The sequence below is a fragment of the Chryseobacterium vietnamense genome (assembly GCF_031454475.1).
Classification (GTDB): domain Bacteria; phylum Bacteroidota; class Bacteroidia; order Flavobacteriales; family Weeksellaceae; genus Chryseobacterium; species Chryseobacterium vietnamense.
The window spans coordinates 470,233-494,503 of the sequence record NZ_JAVDQX010000003.1 but is presented as its reverse complement, the minus strand read 5'-3'; the positions used below and the strand labels follow the sequence as shown (position 1 = coordinate 494,503).

The window sequence follows — 24,271 nt, the reverse complement described above, 5'->3', positions numbered from 1 at the left end:
ATGGGTAAAAAAATATTAATTCTTTCGACAGGTGATGTAAATGGTGCTTATGAAGCCATGTACAAAGTAGCTCATATTATGAAAAATATGGGTCATGAAGTTGTTATGTGTGTGAAACATAAAACAAAGAATGAAGAATTCATTAAAGCCTATAATCATCCTACTTCTACTCCAGTAAAGCAGAGCTTGCTCACCTCAGTTATTCATAAAGTCAAAACCAGGCTTAATATTGTAAAACCTAAAGAGGTAAAAAAAACAATCAGTACAGACAGAAAATATTCTTTCTTCAGTAAAGATGAAATAACGGCAAATATTAATGTGGACAGCTTATTAAAAACGGCAGGCTTCACACCGGATTTTATTTTTACAGGAATGACTATTGATTTTCTCAATAGTACAGACCTTCTGAACATTTACAATACAACAAAGGCAAAAATATATAACATCACAGTAGATATGAATCATTTCACAGGAGGATGTCATTTTTCCTGGGGATGCGATGGTTATATCAGAGGATGCGATGAAAACTGCCCTGCTATTATAAAAGAAGATGAAAAAGTAACTGCTAAAAATAATTTTGAAAGAAAATATGAAAACGCTAAAAAAGCTCATTTTAAAATTATTGCAGGCTCCGGACTGACACTGATACAAGCTCAAAACTCAAAGATCTATAAAGATCAAAAGACAATTCATAATATCAATAGCTTAATTGATACCACTCTGCTTAATGATAAGAACAAATCAATAGCAAAACAGGTTTTTTCATTATCTGACGACTGCTTTTACATTTTAACAGGCGCCCAGAACATGGAAGATCCCAGAAAAGGTTTTGCCTACCTCATTGAAGCGCTTAAGCTGTTAGATCAGGAGTTATCTCAGGAATTAAAAGAAAAAATTGTACTTCTTGTTGTTTCCAATACGGTGAATGAAGAATTTGACAAGGTAACTTTTAAAAAGCAGAAAATAGATTATATAAAAGATTATAGATTGCTGTCATTATTATATCAGGCCGCTGACCTATTTATCAATTCATCTGTTGAAGATTCCGGGCCTATGATGGTTTCAGAAGCTTTGGCCTGCGGAACACCTGTTGTAGGATTTGATACAGGAGTAATCATGAATATGGTCATCGATGACTATAACGGGTATAAAGCTCCCATGAAAGACAGCAGGAAATTAGCCGATGGAATAAAAAAGATTTTTAAATTAGACCATGATTCTTACAGTATATTTTCTAAAAATGCTGTAAAGCAGGTAGAAGAATTTTCTTCGTATGAGTATGCATCCGAAATTTTTTCAAAAATATTGGAACAGAATGATTAAGAAACTATATAATAAAAAAATTTCCGGACTGGGACTCGCTATATTCAGAATTTTCTATTCATTAGTATTGCTATGCGGAGTTACACAGTTTAACTATTTCAGACACCTTATTTTTGACGAAATTCCCTTTATACATCCTGCGGAAATTGATTTTGGAATTCCCATTAAAATCTGGATGATTGCCATCATCTTCATTATATTTGGTCTTTTTACAAGATTAGCAACCATCATTAATTATTTGATGACCATCATTCTTATTGGCAGCATCAACACTTATGAATATCATATGTTTTATGCTTATCTGGGAATCAATTTCCTGATGATATTTTTGCCCATATCAAGAAATCTGTCATTAGACCGCCTTATTAATAAACTAAAATATTCCAATACCCGCTTCAACTATGATCCTCCTAAAAAGGTAAATGCTCTAAGCTATCTTATTCCTATTTTTATTGGAGTTGCATTTGTATATTTCGATTCTATATTTTATAAATCCACATCTTCTTACTGGACTAAAGGCTTGGGGGTATGGTATCCAACCAGTTTTCCTTTCACTAACTTCTTTTCTATTCCGGAGATTTTAGACCAGGAATATCTGATGTTATTTTTAGGATACCTCACCTTAATCTTCGAATTGCTATTTATCTTTACCTTTTTCCGTAAAAAGTGGCGTGTTCCTTTGCTTATTATTGGTTTAGGATTACATCTCGGGATCTCCATCTGCTATCCTATTCCATGGTTTGGATTAGGAATGTGCTCCATCTATTTATTAATGGTTCCTGTTGCATGCTGGGAAAAATTATTTACAGTAAACAGGAAAAAACCTCAAATGGTATTTTATTATGATGGTGAATGTCCTTTGTGCAACCGTACAAAGATTATCATTCAGCATTTTGATATCACAGGAAGGATAGATTTTAAAACAGTTCAGTATTATGCCGAACAGGAAGAACTCTTAAAAGATATTCCCACCGATGATCTGTTGAATGACATCCATTCCATAAAAAATGGGAAAATATATAAAGGATTAGATACCTATATCCAGGTTTTTAACGCTATTCCCTATCTGAAACCGCTGAGCTGGTTTTTAAGAGTACCCGGAATTTATCATCTAGGAAAATCAGTATATCAATTTGTTGCAAAAAACAGAAATACAGAACGTTGCACCGAAGAAAACTGCGGCTATACTCCTCCAACATTGCCTCAGGATGAGGACAGCTTTAAAATTCTCCAGAATTACACGTTAAAAGATCTGAAAATATCCGGGATCAAATGGGGACTTGGGTTTATTATCCTGATACAGGTTATCATCTCATACAATTCTATAGGTTATAAAGGAGGGTTTGAAAAAACTTCTATAAGCCGCGCAATAAACAAGTTTTCAGATGCTGTAGAAAGACCTGCCAAAACTTTTCTGGGAATTACCCATCATGCTGTTTTTATGGACTACCATTTCAGTAACTATAATCATATTGTTGCCGTTGCTTACCTTGACAATAATGGCAATGAAAAATGGCTGCCCATCATCAACAAAGACGGAACTCCCGGAACCTCTCTCTATTATGGTCCTGTATGGGTAAAATGGACTTTCAGAGTAAACAACAATGAAATTGATCAATCTAACCTGAAGAAAGGAATACAGGATTTCACAGCTTTCTGGGCCTATCAGAATAATGTTAATTTAGATGATGCTAAATTTATTATTAAGCTAAAAAAAATAGATACAACTCCTTATCATTGGGAAAAAGGGTTCCTGAAAAAACAGATGGAAAAACAATGGACTGACGTAGGAGTAGCGGCATGGAGTAATAAAAAATGTTCAATCCAGATTCCTGAAATTGAAACTTTATAAATTTTTTAAACAGATTATCACCTATCAAATTTAAATATTCTCTGATGAAAAAGATTGCAATATTAGGAGCCAGTTATTTACAGATGCCGCTTGTTCAGAAGGCAAAAGAAAACGGGCATGAAGTACATTGTTTCGCCTGGGATGATGGAAGAGCAGTATGCAAAGAATACGCAGATTATTTTTATGATATCTCTGTTCTGGAAAAGGATTTAATTCTCGAAAAATGTAAAGAAATAGGCATTGATGGCATTCTTACCATTGCCACTGACATCTGTATTCCAACAATAGCCTACGTAGCCTATGAGCTCAATCTTCCGGGAAACAGCATTGAATGTTCATTACTGACAACCAATAAGTCATTGATGAGAAAATGTTTTGAAGAACATAATATCAGATCACCCAGATCCATTACGGTTTCTGAAATTAATGCCAATGATTTTAAAACATTTAATTATCCTTTAATCATCAAGCCTTCTGACAGATCAGGAAGCTTGGGGGTGATAAAAGCAACATCTTTTGATGAAGCTAAAGACGCCATTGAAAATGCAATAAACTATTCTTTCTCTAAAACCTGTGTGGTGGAAGAATACATCAAAGGAAAGGAAGTAAGTGTTGAGACCATCAGTTTCGGAGGTGAGCATCGAATTATAACAATTACAGATAAAGTCATCACCACGGAACCTTATTTTGTGGAATTGGCACATCATCAGCCTACTTCATTCCCTGAGCATATTCAAAATAAAATACTGGATATCACCTATGCAATCCTGAATGCAACAAAGGTTGAAAACGGAGCCGCACATGTTGAGCTTATGATAACCGAAAACGGTGATGTTTATCCGATTGAAATAGGAAGCCGTATGGGTGGAGATTTTATTGGTTCTGATCTGGTTCAGCTCTCTACAGGGTTTGATTATGTACAGGCTGTTTTAGATATTGCATTAGGCCAATTCATATTCCCCCTTGAGATAACACAAAAGAAATATTCCGGAGTATATTTTCTATCCGAAAACACCAAACAACTGTTGCCATATTTTACAGAAAACCAATTGGAGGACTATATTGTAAAAAAGGAAATAACCAATCCTTCGTTACAAAATGCACATTCCAGTAATGACCGATCCGGGTATTTAATTTATCAGTCGGACAAAAAAATTGATTTGTTATGAAACGTATTGCTATAATCGGATCAGGCCACCTTGGACAGCAGATTCTGCATCATATTCAAACGGATACCGATGATAAAGTCATTGGTTTTTTTGATGACTTTATGGAAAAAGGAAACAGCGTTAAAGATCTTCCCATATTAGGAGGAAAAGGAGATGTGATCAGTATTTTTCAGCAAGGTATCTTTGATGAAATAATTATTGCTATCGGTTATAAACACTTAGAATTTAAAAAACAGATATTTGAAACTTTTAAAAATAAAATTCCTTTTTATACCTTTATTCATTCTACAAGCTATATTGATCCTTCCGCAACAATAGGAGAAGGCACAGTAATTTATCCGTATAGCATGATAGATCAGAATGTGAAAATCGGAGATAATGTGTTGATCAATATTTCGTGTTCAATCGCTCATGATTCATTGGTAGGAAATCACTGTTTTGTATCTCCATCTGTAGCTGTAGCCGGTTTTGTTTCTATTTCGGAACAATGTATTCTTGGCATAAACAGTACCATTATTGACAACATCAATATTGTAGAAAAAGTACAGCTGGGAGGCGGTGCAGTAGTTATTAAAAATATCTCCCAACCTGGTCTCTATGTAGGAAATCCGGTAAGATTTATACGATAATCCATGGGAATAAAAAAAAATATTTTTTTTGGAGGATTAAATGAACTGAGAGCAATAGCTGCTTTATCTGTCATCCTGCATCATATTGAATTATTTAAACACCGTGATAAAATAGAAAGTTTATTTGATTCTGAATATACGCTGTATTGGATTGAGCATTTGGGAAAAAATGGGGTGTATCTGTTTTTTGTATTGAGTGGATTTCTGATCACTTACCTTCTGCTGTCTGAAAAAGAAAAAAACAGCACTATCAATCTTAAAAAGTTCTATTTAAGAAGAATTTTCAGAATCTGGCCTTTGTACTATATTATCCTTTTTATATCCTTTATTATCGTTCCACTGTTAACCTTTATTTTTCCTTTATTCTCTATCACTCAATCTTACTACCATTTAATAAAAGATGCTTCAAACTATGATTTGAAATCTTTCCTTCTCTACTTTACGTTTCTTCCCAATTTTGCAGTGAAGGCAGGAAAAATTCTTGCAGGAGCTTCTCAATCGTGGTCTGTAGGGGTAGAAGAACAGTTTTATATCATCTGGCCCATCATTATCTCCTTTTGTAACAGAAAAACAATGCTTTTGGTTTTTTTATCCATTTTGGCTGTTTTTGCTGTTATTAATCTCCAGTTTCCAAACTCATTGATAGGCACAATTGTTACCATCATTCCGTTTGAATTTATGGCCATTGGGGCATTGGGAGGCTATTTTTATTATAAAAACACTGAAGAAATAACTCAGTATACAAAGAGTAATATCCTATATGCTGGTGTACTATTGTTAATAGCCATTTTAATTTCTATTCCTGTTTTTAAGCTGTATATTCAAAATATTATTTTAGGGTTTGTTTTTCTATTATTGATTATAATAAGCATAAACTCATCCAATAAAGCGGTGTTAAGGAGCAGATATTTTTCATTCTTAGGAACGATCTCTTATGGGATTTACATGTACCATCCCCTGATTATGTTTTTAATATTCCCCGTATTTTATAAGCTATTAATATTTTATAATAATATATTTGTATTTAATATTGGTGTATTTATGTTCATACCAGGTATAACTATTTTAGTCAGTTATGGCTCGTATAGATACATTGAAAAAAAATTTATAGACATCAAAGATTCAAAATTTAAAACACTATGATCCCATTTAACAAGCCATTTATTATTGGCAAAGAACTCACATATATAGAAGAAGCTGTAAAGAGCGGTAAAATTTCCGGTGACGGAATGTTTACGAAAAAGTGCCAGCAGTTTTTTGAACAGAAATATCATTTTCCTAAAGTACTGATGACTACATCATGCACGGATGCACTGGAGATGGCTGCTATTTTGTGCAATGTGGAGCCAGGAGACGAAGTAATTGTTCCCAGTTATACTTTTGTTTCCTCTGCTAATGCCTTTGCACTGAGGGGAGCAAAAATAGTTTTTGTAGACTCCTGCCATGACAATCCCAATATTGATCCGGTAGAAATAGAAAAACATATCACCGAAAAAACCAAAGTAATTGTCCCTGTACATTACGCTGGTGTGGCATGTGATATGGAAAAAATTATGGAGCTGGCTCACAAACACAATTTGTTTGTGGTGGAAGATGCAGCACAGGCAATTGACAGCTATTATACTTTCTCAGACGGAACAAGAAAGGCGCTGGGTTCTATAGGCCATTTTGCGGCCTTTTCGTTTCATGAAACCAAAAATATCATTGCCGGAGAAGGTGGAATGTTAGCCATTAATGATCCACAATATTTTGACCGCGCTGAAGTAATCCGCGAAAAAGGAACAAACAGAAGTGCCTTCTTCAGAGGTGAAGTAAACAAATATGGCTGGGTGGATCTCGGTTCATCTTTCCTACCTTCAGAGATTATATCGGCTTTTTTGTATGCACAATTAGAGAATCTGGAAATTATTCAGAAAAAAAGATTAGAGATCTGGAACAATTATCAGAACGGACTTTCTGCACTGCAGGAAAAAGGCTTCATTACTTTGCCGGACATGCCTTCCTATGCAACAAACAATGCTCACATGTATTATATTGTCTGCAGAAGCTATGAAGAAAGAACAAATCTTATTCAATATTTAAAGGCGCAGGATATACACCCGGTTTTCCATTATTTAAGCTTGAATAAAAGTGATTTCTTCCTTGCAAACAATCCTGAAATAGATATTCCAAACTCTGATCATTTCACAGATTGCCTGCTGCGACTGCCATTTTATTATGAATTATCTGAAACTGAACAGCATAAGATCATAGAACTGATCAACAGTTTTTTTACAAAATAATATAACTGCCCCATCACTTCTCAATCACAAAACATGAATTTTCTAAAAAAATATATTGTCGGTTTTTTATTTGATATACTGAATTCGAATGCTTATAAAACCCATCAGCAAAACAAACTGAATGCCTGGGCTCAGAAGAGCTTCAAAAAATTCGGAACGAATTCTGCATTACCTGAAGAACACTGGATAAAAAACCCTAAATATATCTCGATAGGTGAAAATTTCAGTTCTTTATACCATTTAAGGCTGGAAGCCTGGGATCGTTTTCAGGGAGAAGTATTTCACCCTGAAATAATTATTGGTGATAATGTGGTCTGCAATTCCGATGTTCATATCGGAGCAATCAATAAAATTGTCATAGGAAATAATGTCCTTATGGCCAGCAGAATATATATTTCTGATCATTCCCATGGCAATATAACGGCTAATGACCTGAAAAATATTCCTGCTGCAAGGCCTTTACATTCCAAAGGTCCCATTATTATTGAAGATAATGTATGGATTGGTGAAGGAGTATGTATCCTTCCCGGGGTTACTATTGGTGAAAATTCTATTATAGGCGCCAACTCTGTAGTGAATAAGAGCTTCCCAAAAAATTCAGTGATAGCTGGAATTCCCGCCAGATTAATAAAAACATTAGAAAACTGATTATGAAAAAAATAAAACCGCTTGCATTTTACCTCCCTCAATATCACCCCGTTCCGGAAAATGACGAATGGTGGGGAAAAGGATTTACAGAATGGACTAATGTAAGTAAAGCCCAACCTTTATTCGAAGGACACGAGCAGCCTATATTCCCTGCAGATCTGGGATATTATGACCTGCGCGTTCCCGAAGTAAGAGAACAGCAGGCCCAGATGGCAAAAGATTATGGAGTACATGGGTTTATCTTTTATCATTACTGGTTTGGCAGCGGCAAACAATTGTTGGAGCGCGTGGCTAATGATGTACTGAAATCAGGAAAACCGGATTTCCCTTTCTGCTTCTGTTGGGCCAACGAAACATGGTCAGGAATATGGCATGGATTATCAGAAAAAATACTGGCAGAACAGACTTATCCTGATGAGCAGGATTTAATTGCCCATTTCGAATACCTGCTTCCTTTCTTCAAGGACGAAAGATATATCAAAGTGGATAATAAACCTCTTTTCATTATCTACGATCCTAATCATCTCAATGAAGGTGATCCGCACTATATCTCAAAATTCAGAGCTCTTGCCATAGAAAACGGATTTGACGGGTTGTATGTAATGGCTTCCAATAAACTTTCTGATGACCTTGATTTTCAATCTATGGGATATGACAGCAAGATTTCCAATGCCTTTCACAAAGCCTGGGTTCCTCATATTAATAAAAAAGAATACATTTCCCACTCTCAATACTATAAAAACAGGATAAAAGGATTAATCGGAATTAAGAAAAAAGAACAGCCAAAAGTCAGAATTCAGGATGCGCAACAAGTCGTCAATGACTTGAAGTTTGAAGAAAGCAATGTTCCTACCTATCCATGTATCCTGCCTAATTGGGACAATACTCCAAGAAGCGGTTACAGAGGAATTATACTGGCCAACAATTCACCGGAACTGTTTGAAAAGCAGGTAGAAAAAGCGGCAAAATATCTTGAAGATAAAAAAGACTATCCGGAACAGTTTTTAATTGTTAAATCCTGGAACGAGTGGGCAGAAGGAAACATTTTGGAACCGGATAGAAAAAATGGCTTCGGGTACTTGAATGCATTAAAAAAAATCTTGAATAAACACAGTAGAAATGAGTAAATTCAGTGTACTTATTGCCAATTATAATAATGGTCACTTTTTTGAAAAATGTTACCAAAGTTTAACGGCTCAGACTGAAACAGACTGGGAAGCAGTAATTTTAGACGACGGCTCTACTGATGATTCTCTTGAAGTTATAAGAAAACTTATAGGTAATGATCCGCGGGTTAAAATCAATCAAAATGATCAAAACAGAGGAATCGGATATACCAAAAAGAGACTAATACAGCTTGCTGAATCTGAAATATGCGGTTTTTTAGATCCGGATGATGCGTTGGCTAGCCACGCCCTGGAATCTGTTTTAAAAACGCATTCTGAATATCCTGAAGCAGGAATGGTCTATTCCAATCTGGTATTTTGTGATGAACATCTGAATCCCAAATCAGTACACAAAGCGAAGCAGATTACTGAGCTGGATCACTCTTACTATAATTTTAATGGTGAAATTTCTCATTTTGCTACTTTTAAGAAAAAGATCTACGAAAAAACTTCCGGTATTGATCCGTTTTTAAAAATTGCGGAAGATAAAGACTGGTACATGAAAATGTGTGAAGTAGCTCCTGTACAATATATAGATGAAGATCTGTATCTGTACAGAATTCACCAAAATGGAATATCTACTACAAAGAACACGGAAAAAGCACTGTTCTGGCATTGGGTAGCTCTTATAAAAATGGCTGAAAGAAGAAACATAAATATTGAAGATCTTTTCCTTGAGAACTATATTCCGAAAAACAAATACAAATATACTCTTGATAAGCTGGATCGTGTGAAGAATTCACGATGGGCAAAACTGGGAAATAAACTTGGACTATTCAAAATCTTCAGGTACCTGTAAGATTTTTAAACCGTTTAGATAAAAATATATGATTATTGGCAATGGAATTTTGGCAGCAGCCGTAAGACCTTATGACAGAGAAGATATACTTTTTTTTGCATCTGGGGTTTCCAATTCTCTGGAAAAGAATCCTGCAGAATTTGAAAGAGAAATCTCTCTGTTAACAAAAGCGACAGAAGAATTTCCGGATAAAAAACTGGTTTATTTTTCAACCTGCAGTATTTATGATCCTACAAAAAAAGAAAGTCCATACGTAAACCATAAGCTTAATGCTGAAAAATTCATTACAGAACACTGTAAAAACTTTGTCATTTTCAGAATTGGAAATGCAGTAGGCCGTGGAGGAAATCCAAACACATTAATCAACTTTCTTAAGAACTCAATTGTGTCCGGAACCCAATTCACCATACACAACAATGCAAAGAGAATTCTCATTGGTACTGATGATATTGCTTTATTTACAAAACAATATATTGATGTACTGAACAATGAAATTATTAATCTCACCTATCCTTACCAGTATTCTCTGCCTGAAATTTTGTTTCAGCTGGAACAGTATTTAGGAAAAAAAGCAGTGTTTAAAAATATTGATGAAGGGTCTTATTATAATATAGAGTTTAATCCCCGCACAGAATCTTTTTTCACGGGAATCTCTTCCGAGGACTACTTAAGAAAATTATTTTCAGCCTATTTATAAAATAAAACATATCGAATGAAAAATAAAGTTTCCATTATTGTTCCCTGTTTTAATCATGCAAAATATCTGGAAGAATGCATCCAGTCTGTAATGAACCAATCCTATACAAACTGGGAATGTATTATTTTAGATGACGGCTCTACTGATGATACTGCAGTAGTATCCGGAAAACTTGAAAATGATAAAATACGCTATGTTTATCAGGAAAATAAAGGCCTTTCAGGTGCCCGGAATACAGGAATCAGAAATGCTTCAGGAGACTATATTCTGCCGTTGGATGCAGATGATACACTTAACCCGCTGGCTTTAGAAAAGATGGTGGCCGTATTTGATCAGAATCCTGATACCTTAATTGTTTTTTCTGATACCGTTACCTTTGGCCATACCAGCAAAAAGTCAAATTTACAGGAAACGTTTACCCTTCGGGAATTGCTTTTGGGGAATAAATTATACTGTACTTCTATGTTTGCCAAAAAGTATTTTGATGAAGGCATTACGTATGACGAAAAATTAAGACATGGATTTGAAGACTGGGAGTTTTGGATACAACTTATATCTTCGCACAGGAACCAGCCTGTAACAAAAATTGATTATGTTGTTTTCAACTACAGATCCCATCCGGACACTTCCATGATAAAAGATATTACCGGCAGTAATGATAAAAAAGAGTTTATCTACCATGCCGTATATGAAAAACACAAAGCACTGTTTCATGAGTTTTTCCCCAGTTATATTGCCCTTTTAAACAGAAAAACATTTTATGAAAAAAAACTGGAGAATATCTACAACAGTAAACCTTACAGAATATTTAACTTTTTAAAAAATTTATTGAGATGAGTCAGTTTGTACACGTGATTATGACAAGATTCAATGTTCCTACAAAAGGTTGGAACGAAACACGTTCAGGATATAAACCTCTAACGGAAGAATGGCTGGATGACCGCTTCAAGTTATTCAGAACTTATGTACTTCCTTCCTATAAAAATCAGACTAACCAAAACTATATATGGCTCACTTTCTTTGACACCAATACATCTGATAAGTTTAGAAAAATCATCAAAGAAATCGAAGCAGAATATCCTGTTTTCAGAGCTGTTTTTGTAGAGGATTTTGATGCAATGAAAACCAAAGCAGTAGAAGTAATTCCTCAGTTCTTCACTTCTGAGACAAAATTTGTCATCACCAGTGAGCTTGATAATGATGATATGCTTCATCAGGACTATATAAAAACCGTACAGGAGCACTTCAAGCCGATTCATGATCTTGTGATTGACTTAAGAAGAGGATATCAGCTGACAATGCTTCCGGGTCGTAAAGCCGTTGTAAATGTATATAATGCTGTCGTAAATCCTTTTGTAAGCCTTGCAGAAAGTGTAGACAACTTCAAAACCATGTTAAAGGAGAGAGCGCATAACAGCTATCGTCATTATCCGGATTTCTCCGTGGAAGACAGTAAGGAAATGTACATACAGATCATCCATCAGTACAATCTGATGAATGTTACTTTTAAACATAAAGCGGTTCCTGAGGTTGATTTTTCAGAATATGGAATGACTGAAGATACAAAATTTACAATTGACAGGTTCAAGACCCTTCAGCATAATATTGCAAGAGTACCGTTTGTGATGGGACTTATTTTGAAAAAAATTTTTAAAAGATAAGATCCGGCATCCGTAATGAAGCTTAATAATATCCAGATTTTAAGAGGGATTGCAGCATTATTGGTATGTTGTTTTCATTTCCGTGAAACGATAAACTTACCCGGGCTGAATCTTGGCGATATTCTTTTTAATAAAGGAAGTATCGGTGTTCCCGTATTTTTTATTATCAGTGGATTTATCATGGCTTTCACCACTCAAAAAATAAATTTCAGTAAAGATTCTTTTCAGCAGATCACTTTATTTTACAAAAGAAGACTGATCAGAATTGTTCCGCTGTATTATCTTTTGACATTTGCTGTAATAATACCGGGGGGCGGTTTGTTGATCTATTTTCATGGAGCTGGTCTTTATGAACTTATTCATTCCCTGTTATTTCTTCCTACTCAAAAGGAATTTCCCGTGCTTTTCCTGGGCTGGTCCTTAAATTTTGAGATGTTTTTTTATCTCATATTCGGGCTCTCATTATTTTTTAAAGAAAAAAGGTATTATTTCATCGTAGGATTTTTCATTCTTACCACCATTTTGGGATATTGTATACATTTTGACAGTCCTTATCTGAAAATGGTAACCCATTCTCTCAATCTTTATTTTGTTGTAGGAATTCTCTTCGCGCTTCTACTGAACAAATATACAGTTCCAAAGAAGTGGGCTGCAATAGTATCTGTAACAGGGATAACATCATTTATACTCGTTTTACTTAGTATCATTCCTATCAGCAATGACTGGCTAAAACTGGCCATCATCTCCATGTTTGTTTTTTCTTTTCTGACTTTTGATTATATATTCCATTTTGAAGGAAACAAATTCTTAATATTTCTGGGAGATATTTCGTATTCACTGTACCTGTCACATCCTTTTATAGAAATTGTTTTAAAAAGATTTAAAGTTGAAGGTTATCTCAACATTCCTTTTTTTCTTCTTAAAATTGCCCTGGTTATTATTCTGGCCTCAGTTCTGTATTATTTTGTAGAAAAAAGAGTTACCCATTATTTAAAAATTAAATTAAACGCATAATCGAAAAAATGAAAATTTCAGTAATCATTCCCGTCTACAATGCCGAAAAATATGTTGCTCAGGCTGTAGAATCTGCACTCCGGTTTGAAGAAGTATATGAAGTGGTATTGGTAGAAGACAAATCACCTGACAATGCCTTGCAGGTATGCCGGGAACTCGCTGAAAAATATGATAGGGTAAAGCTCTTTCAGCATCCAGACAAGGGGAATCATGGGGCGGGTGCCAGCAGAAATTTAGGAATGGAAAAGGCTGAAGGAGATTTTATTGCTTTCCTTGATGCTGATGACTACTATCTCCCTAACCGTTTTGATGCAGAAAAAAAGCTTTTCACCAATGATGAGGTAGATGGAGTGTATGGCGCTATAGGGGTTCATTATTATTCTGAAAAGGCAAAAGAACAGTATTATAAGGTTTTTGGAGATCGCCTGACCACAGTTTATAAAGAGCATCCTCCTAAAGATGTATTCCCGGGACAGCTGAATATGAGAGGAACCTTCGGGCTTTTCAGTATTGATGCACTGACCATCCGTAAAAGTTCTCTACAGCATATGGAATATTTTTTCAAAACCCATTTAAAGCTTCATCAGGACACAGAATTTCTTTTCAGACTCTCCTACTATCTGAATTTATATCCGGGGATTCTTGATAAAGCAGTAGCGGTGAGAGGAGTTCATGAGAACAACAGAATTACCAAAGTAGATTCCGGAGAAGTGAAACCGGCTTCCACGCGGGTTGTATTGTGGAAGGAAGTGAACCACTGGGCAGAAAATGAAAACACCATTCCTGAGGATATTAAACTTCACATCAAACGGGTATACAGAAGTTTTCAGATCGCAAATGCTCCCCTTCTGAAAAAGTGGGGAATGATCACCAAATATTTGCTGACAGATTATAAAAGCATACGTTCAGGGCTTTATAATATCAATTTCAGAAATGATTTATTCTAACAAAACAACTAAACTAAATATTTAGTTTACAAGAGATTGATTTGAAAATTAACGCTTTGCAAAATGGATCTTTCTTAAAAGATTCCGCATCGGCTTTTCAATAAACTGGTAAAAAGCTGCAGAACTAAAAAGCATAACGATTATGTAAATCACAAATACGATATCAATGCTGAATGTGTATTCCTGCCATTTTAAAAGCTCTCTTACAAGATATAGCACAGGGATATGGGTGATGTATATACCATAACTTATTTCTCCAAGATATTCCAGTGGCTTCAGTGAAAAGAACCTGGTAACCCATCCATTATTAGCAGAGATCAAAAGGATAGCGGGAACAAAAAGTAATGCCATCAAACCATTGTGATAGAATAACGGGACAAACATCAGAGACACAAGAATCAGAAAAAAGACTGCAATTACCTGACGATCATAATTTTTCTGCCTGTAATTTTTTACAAAAAATATCCCTGCCAGATTTCCGATCAGGAATTCATTAAGATGCCAGAATGGGAAATAGTAAAGGAACTCATGGCTTTTTGTATGAGGTCCTTCATAAGCTCCATACACCGGATAAAGATTAGAAAATACCTGAGTGATCAACCAGAGACCAATGGCAAACACCCATATCATTTTGTTTTTCCTGACATAAAAATAATTATACAAAAGCGGAAAAAGCAGATAGAAAAAGAACTCTACGGAAATTGACCATCCCGGAAAATTCAGGATCATGGCTTCGCCCGGAATCCAGCTCTGAATGCCCAATCCATATAAAAGCAGTTTATACCAATCGAACATCTCATATCTTGTCATAAAATAAAGCAAAAGTCCGAGCATATAAAGTGGATAAATCCTGGCAAACCTGTTTTTATAAAATTCCAGGTAATCAATTTTATCTTTCTTGTGATAAGCAATGATCATGATAAATCCCGAAAGAATAAAAAAATAGCTTACGCCGACATTAGCTCTCAAAAAAAGATTGGAAATATAATCTATCTTGTATAAAAACAGATCCTTATTGAAATGAGAAATAACAATTGCCATTGCAGCAACAAACCTGGTAAATGTAATCTGACTTATCTTCACAGAACACAAAATGCTTTACTTTATCAAAACTCAGCAACCTCAACTCCGAAGGTGGCATTTATTTGGTATAAAGTATTAATTTTTAAGGCACAAAAATAAGATTTATTATTATAATTATTTAAAACAAATTATATTTGTACACTACAAATGTGAAAATAAATTCAGGTATGCTTGATGAAATTTTAGCAAAAATTCAACGGAAAAGCCAGATTTCTCGTCTCAAAAAACACCCTAATGTTTCTTTTAAAGGGATAAAGCTTGGGATCAGTAATCATTTTGTTCTGCACGAAAATTTAAAAAATGTTACGCTCGGGAATTCCATGAGTTTCAGGAATTATGTACATATCCTTGTGCAGCAGAATGCCACTTTAGAAATCGGAGATCATTTTTTCATGAATAATTTCTGCTCTATCAACTGTCTCGAGAGTATTTCTATAGGAGACAACACATTATTCGGAGAAGGGGTAAAACTGTATGACCACAACCACGCTTACCAGACTGAGCCGGAATTTAAGCTGTTCTCTTCTGAGTTCACCACCGCTCCCATCAAAATAGGAAGTAACTGCTGGCTTGGAAGTAATGTGACTGTCTTAAAAGGGGTTACTATTGGTGACAACTGTATCATCGGAGCAGGATGTGTCATTCACAAAGATATTCCGTCTAATACCACTGTTATCAATCATCAGGATTTAATATTCAAGGAACGGTCATGAAGTTTTCTATCCTTATTGCCCATTACAACAACGCTATTTTTTTTAAGGATTGTTTTGAAAGTATTCTTCAACAGACCTATACAAACTGGGAAGCTGTAATTCTAGACGATGGTTCTGCTGAAAATGAGAAGAAAATAATACAGGAAATGATTTCAAAGGACAAAAGATTCAGATTTTTTGAAAATGAAAAAAATTCCGGTGTAGGTGTTACAAAAAGTAAACTGATTGAGCTGGCTGAAGGAGAAATCTGTGGTTTTCTGGATCCTGATGATGCCATCTCTCCTACTGCTATCCAAAAATGTATGGAAATTTTCCAGACTAAAAAGAATACAGTCCTTACCTATTCAAGGTTTATGACATGTGACCAGAACCTGAAGCCAATAGCCCCGTTCAGATCTGCGATGCAGGTACCGAATGGAGATCCCTGTTTTTTTAATTTCCCGATTCAGATTGCTCATTTTGTAACTTTCAGAAAAGCAGTTTATGAGCAGACAGAAAAAATGAACCCTAATCTAAAAATTGGGGAAGATCAGGATTTATATCTTAAAATATATGAAAAAGGGAAAGTTCAGTTTATTAATGAAACGAACTATCTTTACCGGACACATCAGGGCGGGATTTCCCAGAATGACAATAAAAAGAAATCCCATGAATATTTTGCTCAGGTGATTTTTAATACCATGAAACGCAGAGGACTTACTACCATCAACGGAAAAAAAGTTCCGGAACAGTATACGGGAGCTGATGAAATATTCGGGCTGCTGCAGTACCAGCACCAGCTGCCATTCCGTATTAAGAAAAAAATAAAAATTACGTTACAATCAATCTTCGGATAATGTTAGAAAAAAAAATAAAAATTTTGTTCAGGCACCGTTCCATGGAAATGGGAGGCGTGGAAAAAGTATTACTGGGACTTCTCAACAACCTTGATCCTGACAAATTTGAAATGACGGTATGCCTTACCCTCAATCAGGGTAAACTGCGTGATGAACTTCCGAAACATATCAGAAAAATATACCTTACGGATGGAAAAGAAGACTTTTCCCATAATTCTCTTTTACAGAAACTTCAGCTCGTTAAAAGAAGACTAAAGCTGAGAAAACTGAAAAATTCTCCTGCCATTGCAGACCGTCTTATCAATGATACTTTTGATATTGAGATCGGGATGGATTACAGAGACTATGATGCTATTCTGAACTCAACCAATAAGAATTCAAAAAAAATCGGATGGTTTCATTCTGAAATTAATGTGCCGAAATTTCAGCCTTTAGTTCCGAATATTTTAAAGAGCTTTCCGCAATTTGATCATATGGTATACTGCTCCCACAAGATAAAAGATATGATGCACCAGCATTATCCGAATCTCAATTATCCGGCTGAAAGCGTTATCATTAATCCAATTCCTATCGAAGAAATTAAACGGAAGGCTGAAGAAAAGCTTGACAATTTCCCTGAAGGACCTGTTTTCGCATCTATTGGAAGACTTCATTCAAGAAAAGGATATCACAAACTTATTGACGCTCATAAAAAGCTTATAGATGAAGGATTTCATCACAGCATTATTGTTATCGGTGACGGTGATGAAATGAACAACCTCAAGGCACAGGCAGCCAAAAATAATGTTGAAAAAACATTTATTCTGGCTGGAAATCAGATGAATCCTTATCCTTACATCAAAAAAGCGGATTATTTTATTCTTCCTTCAGAATCTGAAGCATGGCCATTGGTAATTGCTGAAGCTTTAATCCTTCAGAAACCCATTATTGCAACAGAGGTAGGAGATGTAGGTCTTATGATCAAAGACCGTGAAACAGGATACCTCATCAATTATGAGGTAGATGAAATGTATTCAGCAATGAAAACATTCCTTACTGATCCTAACCTTGTTCTGCACATCAGAGAGAACCTTAAAACCATTGAAAGTCAGTTTGACAACAAGAAAATATTTGACAGCGTAGAAAACATTATAGAAACCCTGCACAAAAAATAAGTTACTGTGCAGAATATCCTCCGTCAATCACAAGATTGCTGCCTGTGACCCATCTTGAGGCATCAGACAGTAAAAAAATACAGGCATTCGCTACATCTTTAGGCTCGCCTATTCCCAGCGGATGCTTTTTTATGATTTCTGAGGAAGCTTCTTCTCCGATATTTTCAAACATTTTCTCTAAAATCGGAGTGTTTACCATCGCCGGACTTATGCTGTTGACCCGGATATTACTTCTTGAAAGCTCCATAGCCAAAGAACGGGCTCCGGATATAACAGCTCCTTTACTGGCAGAATAAGCTGCTTTCCCGGCCTCTCCTATCATCCCTGCCACGGAAGAGATAAATACAAAACTGGAGTTTTCATCTTTGTATTTTTTTAAAGATAAAATTTTAGCTATTTCAAGTCCTGCAATAACATTGACAGCAAATATATCTTGGTACAGCTGAGGGTTGTGCTTTTTTAACGGTAATGTCTTTTCGATACCGGCACAGTGTATAAATCCCGAAATTTTACCAAGTACTGCAACTTTATCCGCAACAACTGCTTCAAGATTTTCAGATTGGGTAATATCTTCAGTAATTGTTTCAACTTTTGTTTCAGGATTGAGCATAGAAACAGTTTTCGCAAGTTCTTCCTGATTTCTTCCTACAAGAATCAGATCAGCACCGCTATTACTACATTCTACAGAACAGCTTCTCCCGATCCCGGAAGAAGCGCCTGTAATGAGAATAATTTTATTTTTTAATGAGAAAGCATCCATTAATCTTCAAAATTTTCTTTTCCTATAACATTCATCAGATCTGAAACGGTTTCAATATCTTTAAAATGCTTGGTATCAATTTTTTTGCTGAAATTTTCGTCTACAAACGCAATAACAGAAAGTAAGCTGATAGAATCATAGCTTTCTAAAGATTTCAGGTTCGTTTCAGTAGTCAATGTTTCATCTTCTTCCAATTCTTCCTGTAGTTTTTCTAAAAAAACGGATGTTTTCATATTTTATAATTTTAAATGTTTTGTATTAAATTTCCATAATGGTGGCGCCCCACGAATATCCAACTCCAAATCCTGCCATTAAAACCTTATCGCCTTCTTTCAGCATCCCCTTATCCATCATATTTTTAAGAGCAATAGGAATAGTTGCAGAAACCGTATTCCCGGTTTTTTCCATGTCAATATAGAACTTTTCTGCCGGTATTTTTGTTTTCTTCCTTAAATAATTCAGCATAAAAGAATTGGCCTGGTGAAAAACAAAATGGTCGATATCATCCATGGTCATACCATTCACTTCCAATGTTTCTTTTACCAGACCCGGAATATTTTCAATCGTAAAATTAAAAATTTCCGGGCCGTTCATATAAATATTTTCAGGGCTGAATTCGTGCTCAGGATTCAGTTCAAAGTCTTTTTTGAAAGCTCCTTTTTTCACGATAAGGTTTTCAGCACCGCTTCCGTCTGTTCCCAGACAGAACTGATAATCATTACCTTCAGCTTTTTCAATAATTGCAGAGGCAGAGGCATCTCCAAATATACTTCGGTTGCCTTTATCATCTGGATGAATATGCTTGGTGTACGTTTCTGAAGTTACCAGCAGAATACTCTTTGCAATTCCTCCGGCAATCAGTCCTTTTGCAAAGGCCAATCCATACACAAATCCTGAACAGCCAAGGTTAAAATCTATGGCTCCGATATTTTTTCTAAGCCCCAATCTGTCCTGCAAAATACAGGCCGTTGTAGGGAGAAAATACTCCGGACTTTGGGTACAGAACAAAATAAAATCTACTTTGTTTCTGTCATAATTTTCGAAAATTTTTTCTGAAGATTGCACAGCCATATCCAGTACGGTTTCGCTGTCAGAAGAAATATGGCGTTGGGAAATACCTACTTTCTCCTGGATACGTTCGGAGCTCCATTCAGGGAACTGCTTTTCAAGATCCTCGTTAGTTAACACCTGCTGAGGCAGATAATATTCTATTTTTGAAATTTTCATCATATTAATAAATTCTCTTTCTTTGCAAAAGTAACGAAAACAAATTTACACTTGTGATGATTTTTATATTCAGAATCCTATTGAAAATAGACTCTCTTTATCAAAATTTTTTGAACAGAGGCAGCCTTGAAGTGGCTAAATACAGAGGTATGAAAGTAGGAAAAAACTTTAATATGCCTGATAAAGTGTATTTCGGAACTGAACCTTACCTTATCGAAATTGGCGATAATGTGAACATTGCAGGAGATGTAAGGTTTGTGAACCATGGTGGAACAACCACGTTGCTTAGAAAGCTTCCCGGTTATGAAGATGCAAGAATCCTGGGAAGAATAAAAATCGGAAACAACTGCACCATCGGGCTCAATTGTGTGATTATGCAGGATGTTCAGATTGGGAACAACTGTATTTTAGGGGCTAACTCTGTATTATCCCAGTCTATGCCGGACAACACGGTCTTTATTGGAAACCCTGCTCAGTTTTTATGCACCATTGAAGATTATGGTGATATTGTTCTTAAAAACAATTCGGAATATCCCCGCGAACTGGAAAAAGACCGAAAAAAACTGGATGCCTATATCAAAGAAAATCTTCCTCACAAGTATAAAAAAGCAAGAAAAATTAAATAAATTTATCTTGTAAAATCATAAAATAGAAAAAACAAATTGAAAAAGAAAAAACTCCTCATTCGTATAGGTTCATTACGTCATGGTGGTGCCGAGAAAGTATTAATTAATTTTTTGAAGAATCTCCCTGCCGATAAATATGAAGTTGACCTTCTGGTAAATCTTTATTCAGGATTATACATTAAAGAGGTGCCGTCATGGGTAACACTGTACTATTTGACAAAAGGAGAAATGATAACAACCAACAGGCCGCAGGATATTCCTGTGAAAGCCTACAGGGTTCTTTATCAGAAAATGTTTCTTTGGTTCCCCTCTCTTCTTTATAAATTTATTTTAAAAAATAAAAAATACGATGTAGAGATTGCTGCTATCCATGCGATGCATCAGGAAATTCTCTCCAGCCCGCAAAAAGATTCGAAAAAAATCATTTGGGTACAGAATGATATTTTTAATTTAAAAGAATATACACCTGAAGTCATCAGACAGTTTTTCAGATTCGACAGAATTCTTGTGATTTCCAACAAACTGCAGGAAGGAATGCATAATCTGGCTAAAAATGAAGCTGAAAAAGCATCTGTGATTAAGATCTTCAATCCGATTGATAGAAATGACACGTTAAGAAAGGCGGATATTGAAGTGAATGACTATCCTTTCAACAGCGATCTTCCCACTTTTGTAACAGTAGGAACGGTATATCCCCAAAAAGGATACGACCGATTGCTTAATGTCCACAAAAAGCTTATTGATGAAGGGTTGAAACATCAGCTGTTGATTATTGGCGATGGGTATGATTTTAATGCGATTCAGGATCAGCTCAACCAGCTTGGTCTCCAGGATACTGCAAAAATGCTTGGTTTCAGCAGTAATCCCTACCCTTATATGAAAAAGGCGGATTTCTATATTATGTCTTCACGACATGAAGGATTTCCTACCATTATTGCCGAAGCGCTTATTCTGAATAAACCTATTTCTGCAACAGATATTTCTGGGATCAGGGATCTTCTGCAGGATGGAAAACTGGGAAATATCACAGCCAACTCAGAAGAAGGAATTTATGAAGGAATGAAAAAATTTCTTACGGATAAAAATATCACTGAGGAATACAAAAAACAGATCTCGGAAACTGAGCTACCTTTTGTTTTGGAAAAATCTGTAGAACATCTTCAGAAAATAATTGACGAAGTATAAAAATATTGACGATGGCTGAGCATTCAATCATTCAAAAAGACTTTTACCGGGAAAGCGGAAAGTGGCTTTCAACATTTCAGATCTGGAAAAAATGTATTAATCCAAATCTACATTTTGTTTACATTCTGAGAATGGCGCAGAAGCATCAGAAAAATCCTTTTTTGAACACTTTCTGGAGGATTGTGCTAAGACATTACCAGATCAAATATGGATTTCAGATTTATCCTGAGACTCAGATTGGTGAAGGTTTTTATTTGGGACATTTTGGAAGCCTTGTTATCAATCCAAAAACAGTTATCGGGAAAAATTGCAATATTGCCCATGGAGTTACTATAGGGCAGCAAAACCGTGGAAAAAATGAAGGGTATCCTGTTATTGGTGACGAAGTCTGGATAGGGACCAATGCAGTTATTGTAGGAGGGATCACCATTGGAAATAATGTATTGATTGTTCCCAATTCTTATGTTAACTTCGATGTTCCCTCACATTCTGTCGTCATAGGAAATCCCGCAAAAATTATCCCAACAGCAGATGCAACAAAGGATTACATCAACCGTAAAGTGTAGTAACTCCAACAGTTATCGTAAAAATTCTACTTGTATTTATCAGTAATTTCATGTACATTTGGAAATTGTATGGTTCTGATGACATCAAATCATGCAACTTGTTCTGAAAAAATCGCTTAATATTAAAAACACAACTCCAACCTATTATTAATAAAAAATAATTTTTGATGAAAAAAACAAAAATCCCCAGGTCTCTATTCCTACCTACACAACCAACTCTATAAAGCGGAATAACAACATACCGCTATAAACCGTAACAACTTATCTTCAAAAGTGTCTTTTTGAGTTGATACAATATCTGCAAGATTTAGAATTATTATCTGGTATTAATTCTTTTTCATGCTATACACAATTCTGATATTCAACACTCACTTATTCAAAAACACTAAAGATGATATAAAATTGATCTCAAAAGCACACATACAAACATGTTAAAAAAAATAGTTCCCATTCTTCTCATTATAATATACCTTACAGGTTTTTTGGTATCATTCCCTTATATATTTGATAATCTGTTCGGAGCCGAAAAACTGGACAGTATCCGGAATATTTTTGAGTATGGAATTATGTTTTGTTCATTCCTTGTATTTAATGCCCTTCTTTTTAAGAATAAATATACCTCTGTAATTGCTGTTATTCTTTGTTTAGTATTAAGTATTAACTTTCTGATTTCGGTATCCTGTTTTCTTATCTATCACTCCGGATTCAATGTAGGAATGGCCATCAGCATTCTGGAGTCTAATCCTGATGAGGCGATGAGCATGTCTTATATGTTTATTCTTCCAGGCATTTTATTTTTTGTTTTTCTGGGAATGCTGCTGTACTCTGTGAATTATTTAAAAAAAGATATAGTAAAAGCTGATGCTAAATTTATCATTATTGCATTACTGTGGCTTATTCTACCATTCGGATACCATCTTAAACATACCTATGTCAGCAATAAAGGAGGAGGTAGGATGATCAAGAATGTTTATTATCATTTATCCGATTTCAATACCGCTTTGAATATACAGAGAGACATTAATGAAATCAAAAAGAATGTTCCGGTTTTCAATATCAGAAAAATACAGCCTGGTATAGAAAACGTAATTCTCATTATTGGAGAATCCGAAAGAAAACAAAACATGTCATTATATGGTTATAACAAAAAGACAACTCCCTATACGGATGAACAGGCGGGAAATATGATGATCTTTGATCATGCCATTTCTCCTGCAGGCATTACCAACCTGAGTGTCCCACTAATGCTATCCAGCATTCATCCTGATGAATTCCGCTACCGTTATGATAAACTATCCTATAATATCATCAACATGGCCAATCAGAGCGGTTACAATTCTTTCTGGCTGAGCACACAGGCAAGTGCCAGAGGAATTACAGCCATCGCTTCCATGTCTAAAAATAAAAAATGGGTCAATGGCTATGATGAAGTAATTGTTCCTGAGCTTAACAACGTAATTCAGAAGAAGGAAGATAAATTTATAGTTCTTCATATAATGGGAAGCCATCCAAATCCGTGTAACAGGCTTCCTCCTAACTGGAATTCTGGTGATCTGAATTGTTATGACAGCTCTATCAAATATACAGATTACGTTTTCAAAAATATTTTCAGCACACTGAAGAACACCAATTCCGTAGTCATTTATGCTTCAGATCATGGTCTTAAAATACAGGGTGACAAACTATTGCATATAGACTCCAAAGAATCTACCCAGGTACCATTTTTTGTTTGGTTTGGAGATAAAGTACCTGCCAACTATAGAATTACAGGGCACGAAACAAGACAAACCCAAACCACTTATATCTATCCGCTGATCATGAAATATATGGGGCTTGAAACTCCTCAGCATTATAAAAATGAAGGGAATAAATATCTGAACTTAAATATGAGAAGCATGGAATATAAAGACCTTCCGGAGTAACATCCATTTGTA

General features: G+C 35.4%; 25 protein-coding genes. 21 read left to right on the top strand and 4 right to left on the bottom strand.

Features of this window, described 5'->3' with window-relative positions; all coding sequences use genetic code 11:
• Genes J2786_RS16270 through J2786_RS16205 form a run of 14 tightly spaced genes read left to right on the top strand, consistent with a single transcriptional unit; the run spans position 1 to position 14,187 of the window.
• Positions 1-1,323 (top strand): glycosyltransferase, encoded by a 1,323-nt coding sequence (locus tag J2786_RS16270; protein ID WP_047427396.1) that lies wholly within the window; start codon positions 1-3, stop codon positions 1,321-1,323.
• Positions 1,316-3,175, top strand: coding sequence for a DCC1-like thiol-disulfide oxidoreductase family protein (locus J2786_RS16265; RefSeq protein WP_185097521.1), 1,860 nt, complete (start codon positions 1,316-1,318; stop codon positions 3,173-3,175). Before J2786_RS16270 ends, J2786_RS16265 begins: the two co-directional genes overlap by 8 nt.
• 44 nt (positions 3,176-3,219) lie before the next feature.
• Entirely contained in the window at positions 3,220-4,344 is a 1,125-nt protein-coding gene (locus tag J2786_RS16260; RefSeq protein WP_047427391.1) for an ATP-grasp domain-containing protein, read from the top strand.
• The gene (locus J2786_RS16255; RefSeq protein ID WP_047427390.1) at positions 4,341-4,973 is read left to right on the top strand and encodes an acetyltransferase; all 633 of its coding nucleotides are present in this window, start codon (positions 4,341-4,343) and stop codon (positions 4,971-4,973) included. Before J2786_RS16260 ends, J2786_RS16255 begins: the two co-directional genes overlap by 4 nt.
• 3 nt (positions 4,974-4,976) lie before the next feature.
• Positions 4,977-6,116: an acyltransferase family protein gene (locus J2786_RS16250; protein ID WP_047427387.1), complete on the top strand. Its 1,140-nt coding sequence runs from the start codon at positions 4,977-4,979 to the stop codon at positions 6,114-6,116.
• Complete coding sequence (gene rffA, locus J2786_RS16245; protein ID WP_142018428.1) at positions 6,113-7,255, top strand: dTDP-4-amino-4,6-dideoxygalactose transaminase; 1,143 nt, start codon at positions 6,113-6,115, stop codon at positions 7,253-7,255. Before J2786_RS16250 ends, rffA begins: the two co-directional genes overlap by 4 nt.
• A 33-nt stretch (positions 7,256-7,288) precedes the next feature.
• A complete protein-coding gene (locus tag J2786_RS16240; RefSeq protein ID WP_082001901.1) occupies positions 7,289-7,903 on the top strand; it encodes a DapH/DapD/GlmU-related protein in 615 nt (204 codons plus the stop codon).
• A 2-nt stretch (positions 7,904-7,905) separates the two neighbouring features.
• Positions 7,906-9,030 (top strand): glycosyltransferase WbsX family protein, encoded by a 1,125-nt coding sequence (locus tag J2786_RS16235; RefSeq protein ID WP_047427381.1) that lies wholly within the window; start codon positions 7,906-7,908, stop codon positions 9,028-9,030.
• The gene (locus tag J2786_RS16230) at positions 9,023-9,868 is read left to right on the top strand and encodes a glycosyltransferase family 2 protein (RefSeq protein ID WP_052186777.1); all 846 of its coding nucleotides are present in this window, start codon (positions 9,023-9,025) and stop codon (positions 9,866-9,868) included. Before J2786_RS16235 ends, J2786_RS16230 begins: the two co-directional genes overlap by 8 nt.
• A 28-nt stretch (positions 9,869-9,896) precedes the next feature.
• Positions 9,897-10,565, top strand: coding sequence for a Rossmann-fold NAD(P)-binding domain-containing protein (locus J2786_RS16225; protein ID WP_047427378.1), 669 nt, complete (start codon positions 9,897-9,899; stop codon positions 10,563-10,565).
• 15 nt (positions 10,566-10,580) lie between these two features.
• The gene (locus J2786_RS16220) at positions 10,581-11,402 is read left to right on the top strand and encodes a glycosyltransferase family 2 protein (RefSeq protein WP_047427376.1); all 822 of its coding nucleotides are present in this window, start codon (positions 10,581-10,583) and stop codon (positions 11,400-11,402) included.
• On the top strand, positions 11,399-12,226 hold the full coding sequence (locus tag J2786_RS16215; RefSeq protein ID WP_052186775.1) for a glycosyltransferase: 828 nt from the start codon (positions 11,399-11,401) through the stop codon (positions 12,224-12,226). Before J2786_RS16220 ends, J2786_RS16215 begins: the two co-directional genes overlap by 4 nt.
• Before the next feature lie 15 nt (positions 12,227-12,241).
• Entirely contained in the window at positions 12,242-13,240 is a 999-nt protein-coding gene (locus tag J2786_RS16210) for an acyltransferase family protein (protein WP_047427374.1), read from the top strand.
• 8 nt (positions 13,241-13,248) lie between these two features.
• The gene (locus J2786_RS16205) at positions 13,249-14,187 is read left to right on the top strand and encodes a glycosyltransferase family 2 protein (protein ID WP_047427370.1); all 939 of its coding nucleotides are present in this window, start codon (positions 13,249-13,251) and stop codon (positions 14,185-14,187) included.
• Between the two features lie 48 nt (positions 14,188-14,235).
• Here the strand turns inward: J2786_RS16205 and J2786_RS16200 are convergent, their stop codons facing one another.
• Positions 14,236-15,270 (bottom strand): acyltransferase family protein, encoded by a 1,035-nt coding sequence (locus J2786_RS16200; protein ID WP_156121326.1) that lies wholly within the window; start codon positions 15,268-15,270, stop codon positions 14,236-14,238.
• A 167-nt stretch (positions 15,271-15,437) separates the two neighbouring features.
• On the opposite strand from J2786_RS16200, the gene J2786_RS16195 reads away from it, so the two are divergent.
• From J2786_RS16195 to J2786_RS16185, 3 genes are read left to right on the top strand one after another with little or no spacing between them, the layout of a single operon-like run.
• A complete protein-coding gene (locus J2786_RS16195) occupies positions 15,438-15,983 on the top strand; it encodes an acyltransferase (RefSeq protein ID WP_047427368.1) in 546 nt (181 codons plus the stop codon).
• Positions 15,980-16,819 (top strand): glycosyltransferase family 2 protein, encoded by an 840-nt coding sequence (locus J2786_RS16190; RefSeq protein ID WP_047427366.1) that lies wholly within the window; start codon positions 15,980-15,982, stop codon positions 16,817-16,819. Before J2786_RS16195 ends, J2786_RS16190 begins: the two co-directional genes overlap by 4 nt.
• On the top strand, positions 16,819-17,973 hold the full coding sequence (locus tag J2786_RS16185) for a glycosyltransferase (RefSeq protein WP_047427364.1): 1,155 nt from the start codon (positions 16,819-16,821) through the stop codon (positions 17,971-17,973). Before J2786_RS16190 ends, J2786_RS16185 begins: the two co-directional genes overlap by 1 nt.
• Before the next feature lies 1 nt (position 17,974).
• Here J2786_RS16185 and J2786_RS16180 read toward each other — a convergent pair whose 3' ends face one another.
• The 3 genes from J2786_RS16180 to J2786_RS16170 are packed head-to-tail and all read right to left on the bottom strand — an operon-like array spanning position 17,975 to position 19,963.
• Positions 17,975-18,733, bottom strand: coding sequence for an SDR family NAD(P)-dependent oxidoreductase (locus tag J2786_RS16180; RefSeq protein WP_047427362.1), 759 nt, complete (start codon positions 18,731-18,733; stop codon positions 17,975-17,977).
• Positions 18,733-18,966, bottom strand: a complete 234-nt coding sequence (locus tag J2786_RS16175) for a phosphopantetheine-binding protein (RefSeq protein ID WP_047380387.1) — start codon at positions 18,964-18,966, stop codon at positions 18,733-18,735. Before J2786_RS16175 ends, J2786_RS16180 begins: the two co-directional genes overlap by 1 nt.
• A 25-nt stretch (positions 18,967-18,991) precedes the next feature.
• Positions 18,992-19,963 (bottom strand): 3-oxoacyl-ACP synthase III family protein, encoded by a 972-nt coding sequence (locus J2786_RS16170; protein ID WP_047427360.1) that lies wholly within the window; start codon positions 19,961-19,963, stop codon positions 18,992-18,994.
• Positions 19,964-20,016: 53 nt separating this feature from the next.
• Between J2786_RS16170 and J2786_RS16165 the strand changes: the two genes are divergently transcribed.
• The 4 genes from J2786_RS16165 to J2786_RS16150 all read left to right on the top strand — a co-directional run bounded on the left by J2786_RS16165 (position 20,017) and on the right by J2786_RS16150 (position 24,259).
• On the top strand, positions 20,017-20,586 hold the full coding sequence (locus tag J2786_RS16165) for an acyltransferase (protein ID WP_047427359.1): 570 nt from the start codon (positions 20,017-20,019) through the stop codon (positions 20,584-20,586).
• Positions 20,587-20,622: 36 nt separating this feature from the next.
• Positions 20,623-21,771, top strand: a complete 1,149-nt coding sequence (locus tag J2786_RS16160) for a glycosyltransferase (RefSeq protein ID WP_047427358.1) — start codon at positions 20,623-20,625, stop codon at positions 21,769-21,771.
• Between the two features lie 11 nt (positions 21,772-21,782).
• Positions 21,783-22,337: a serine O-acetyltransferase gene (locus tag J2786_RS16155; protein WP_047427356.1), complete on the top strand. Its 555-nt coding sequence runs from the start codon at positions 21,783-21,785 to the stop codon at positions 22,335-22,337.
• 428 nt (positions 22,338-22,765) lie between these two features.
• The gene (locus J2786_RS16150) at positions 22,766-24,259 is read left to right on the top strand and encodes a phosphoethanolamine transferase (RefSeq protein WP_047427354.1); all 1,494 of its coding nucleotides are present in this window, start codon (positions 22,766-22,768) and stop codon (positions 24,257-24,259) included.
• The last annotated feature ends 12 nt before the right edge of the window (positions 24,260-24,271 follow it).

What these genes read in the sequence shown, in the direction of transcription:
- rffA (WP_142018428.1), top strand. Translation starts at nt 6,113, where the DNA reads ATGATCCCATTTAACAAGCCATTTATTATTGGCAAAGAACTCACATAT.
- J2786_RS16235 (WP_047427381.1), top strand. Translation starts at nt 7,906, where the DNA reads ATGAAAAAAATAAAACCGCTTGCATTTTACCTCCCTCAATATCACCCC.
- J2786_RS16185 (WP_047427364.1), top strand. Translation starts at nt 16,819, where the DNA reads ATGTTAGAAAAAAAAATAAAAATTTTGTTCAGGCACCGTTCCATGGAA.
- J2786_RS16180 (WP_047427362.1), bottom strand. Translation starts at nt 18,733, where the DNA reads ATGGATGCTTTCTCATTAAAAAATAAAATTATTCTCATTACAGGCGCT.
- J2786_RS16230 (WP_052186777.1), top strand. Translation starts at nt 9,023, where the DNA reads ATGAGTAAATTCAGTGTACTTATTGCCAATTATAATAATGGTCACTTT.
- J2786_RS16225 (WP_047427378.1), top strand. Translation starts at nt 9,897, where the DNA reads ATGATTATTGGCAATGGAATTTTGGCAGCAGCCGTAAGACCTTATGAC.
- J2786_RS16190 (WP_047427366.1), top strand. Translation starts at nt 15,980, where the DNA reads ATGAAGTTTTCTATCCTTATTGCCCATTACAACAACGCTATTTTTTTT.
- J2786_RS16165 (WP_047427359.1), top strand. Translation starts at nt 20,017, where the DNA reads ATGATTTTTATATTCAGAATCCTATTGAAAATAGACTCTCTTTATCAA.
- J2786_RS16195 (WP_047427368.1), top strand. Translation starts at nt 15,438, where the DNA reads ATGCTTGATGAAATTTTAGCAAAAATTCAACGGAAAAGCCAGATTTCT.
- J2786_RS16270 (WP_047427396.1), top strand. Translation starts at nt 1, where the DNA reads ATGGGTAAAAAAATATTAATTCTTTCGACAGGTGATGTAAATGGTGCT.
- J2786_RS16220 (WP_047427376.1), top strand. Translation starts at nt 10,581, where the DNA reads ATGAAAAATAAAGTTTCCATTATTGTTCCCTGTTTTAATCATGCAAAA.
- J2786_RS16210 (WP_047427374.1), top strand. Translation starts at nt 12,242, where the DNA reads ATGAAGCTTAATAATATCCAGATTTTAAGAGGGATTGCAGCATTATTG.
- J2786_RS16205 (WP_047427370.1), top strand. Translation starts at nt 13,249, where the DNA reads ATGAAAATTTCAGTAATCATTCCCGTCTACAATGCCGAAAAATATGTT.
- J2786_RS16155 (WP_047427356.1), top strand. Translation starts at nt 21,783, where the DNA reads ATGGCTGAGCATTCAATCATTCAAAAAGACTTTTACCGGGAAAGCGGA.
- J2786_RS16175 (WP_047380387.1), bottom strand. Translation starts at nt 18,966, where the DNA reads ATGAAAACATCCGTTTTTTTAGAAAAACTACAGGAAGAATTGGAAGAA.
- J2786_RS16255 (WP_047427390.1), top strand. Translation starts at nt 4,341, where the DNA reads ATGAAACGTATTGCTATAATCGGATCAGGCCACCTTGGACAGCAGATT.
- J2786_RS16265 (WP_185097521.1), top strand. Translation starts at nt 1,316, where the DNA reads ATGATTAAGAAACTATATAATAAAAAAATTTCCGGACTGGGACTCGCT.
- J2786_RS16240 (WP_082001901.1), top strand. Translation starts at nt 7,289, where the DNA reads ATGAATTTTCTAAAAAAATATATTGTCGGTTTTTTATTTGATATACTG.
- J2786_RS16215 (WP_052186775.1), top strand. Translation starts at nt 11,399, where the DNA reads ATGAGTCAGTTTGTACACGTGATTATGACAAGATTCAATGTTCCTACA.
- J2786_RS16250 (WP_047427387.1), top strand. Translation starts at nt 4,977, where the DNA reads ATGGGAATAAAAAAAAATATTTTTTTTGGAGGATTAAATGAACTGAGA.
- J2786_RS16260 (WP_047427391.1), top strand. Translation starts at nt 3,220, where the DNA reads ATGAAAAAGATTGCAATATTAGGAGCCAGTTATTTACAGATGCCGCTT.
- J2786_RS16150 (WP_047427354.1), top strand. Translation starts at nt 22,766, where the DNA reads ATGTTAAAAAAAATAGTTCCCATTCTTCTCATTATAATATACCTTACA.
- J2786_RS16170 (WP_047427360.1), bottom strand. Translation starts at nt 19,963, where the DNA reads ATGATGAAAATTTCAAAAATAGAATATTATCTGCCTCAGCAGGTGTTA.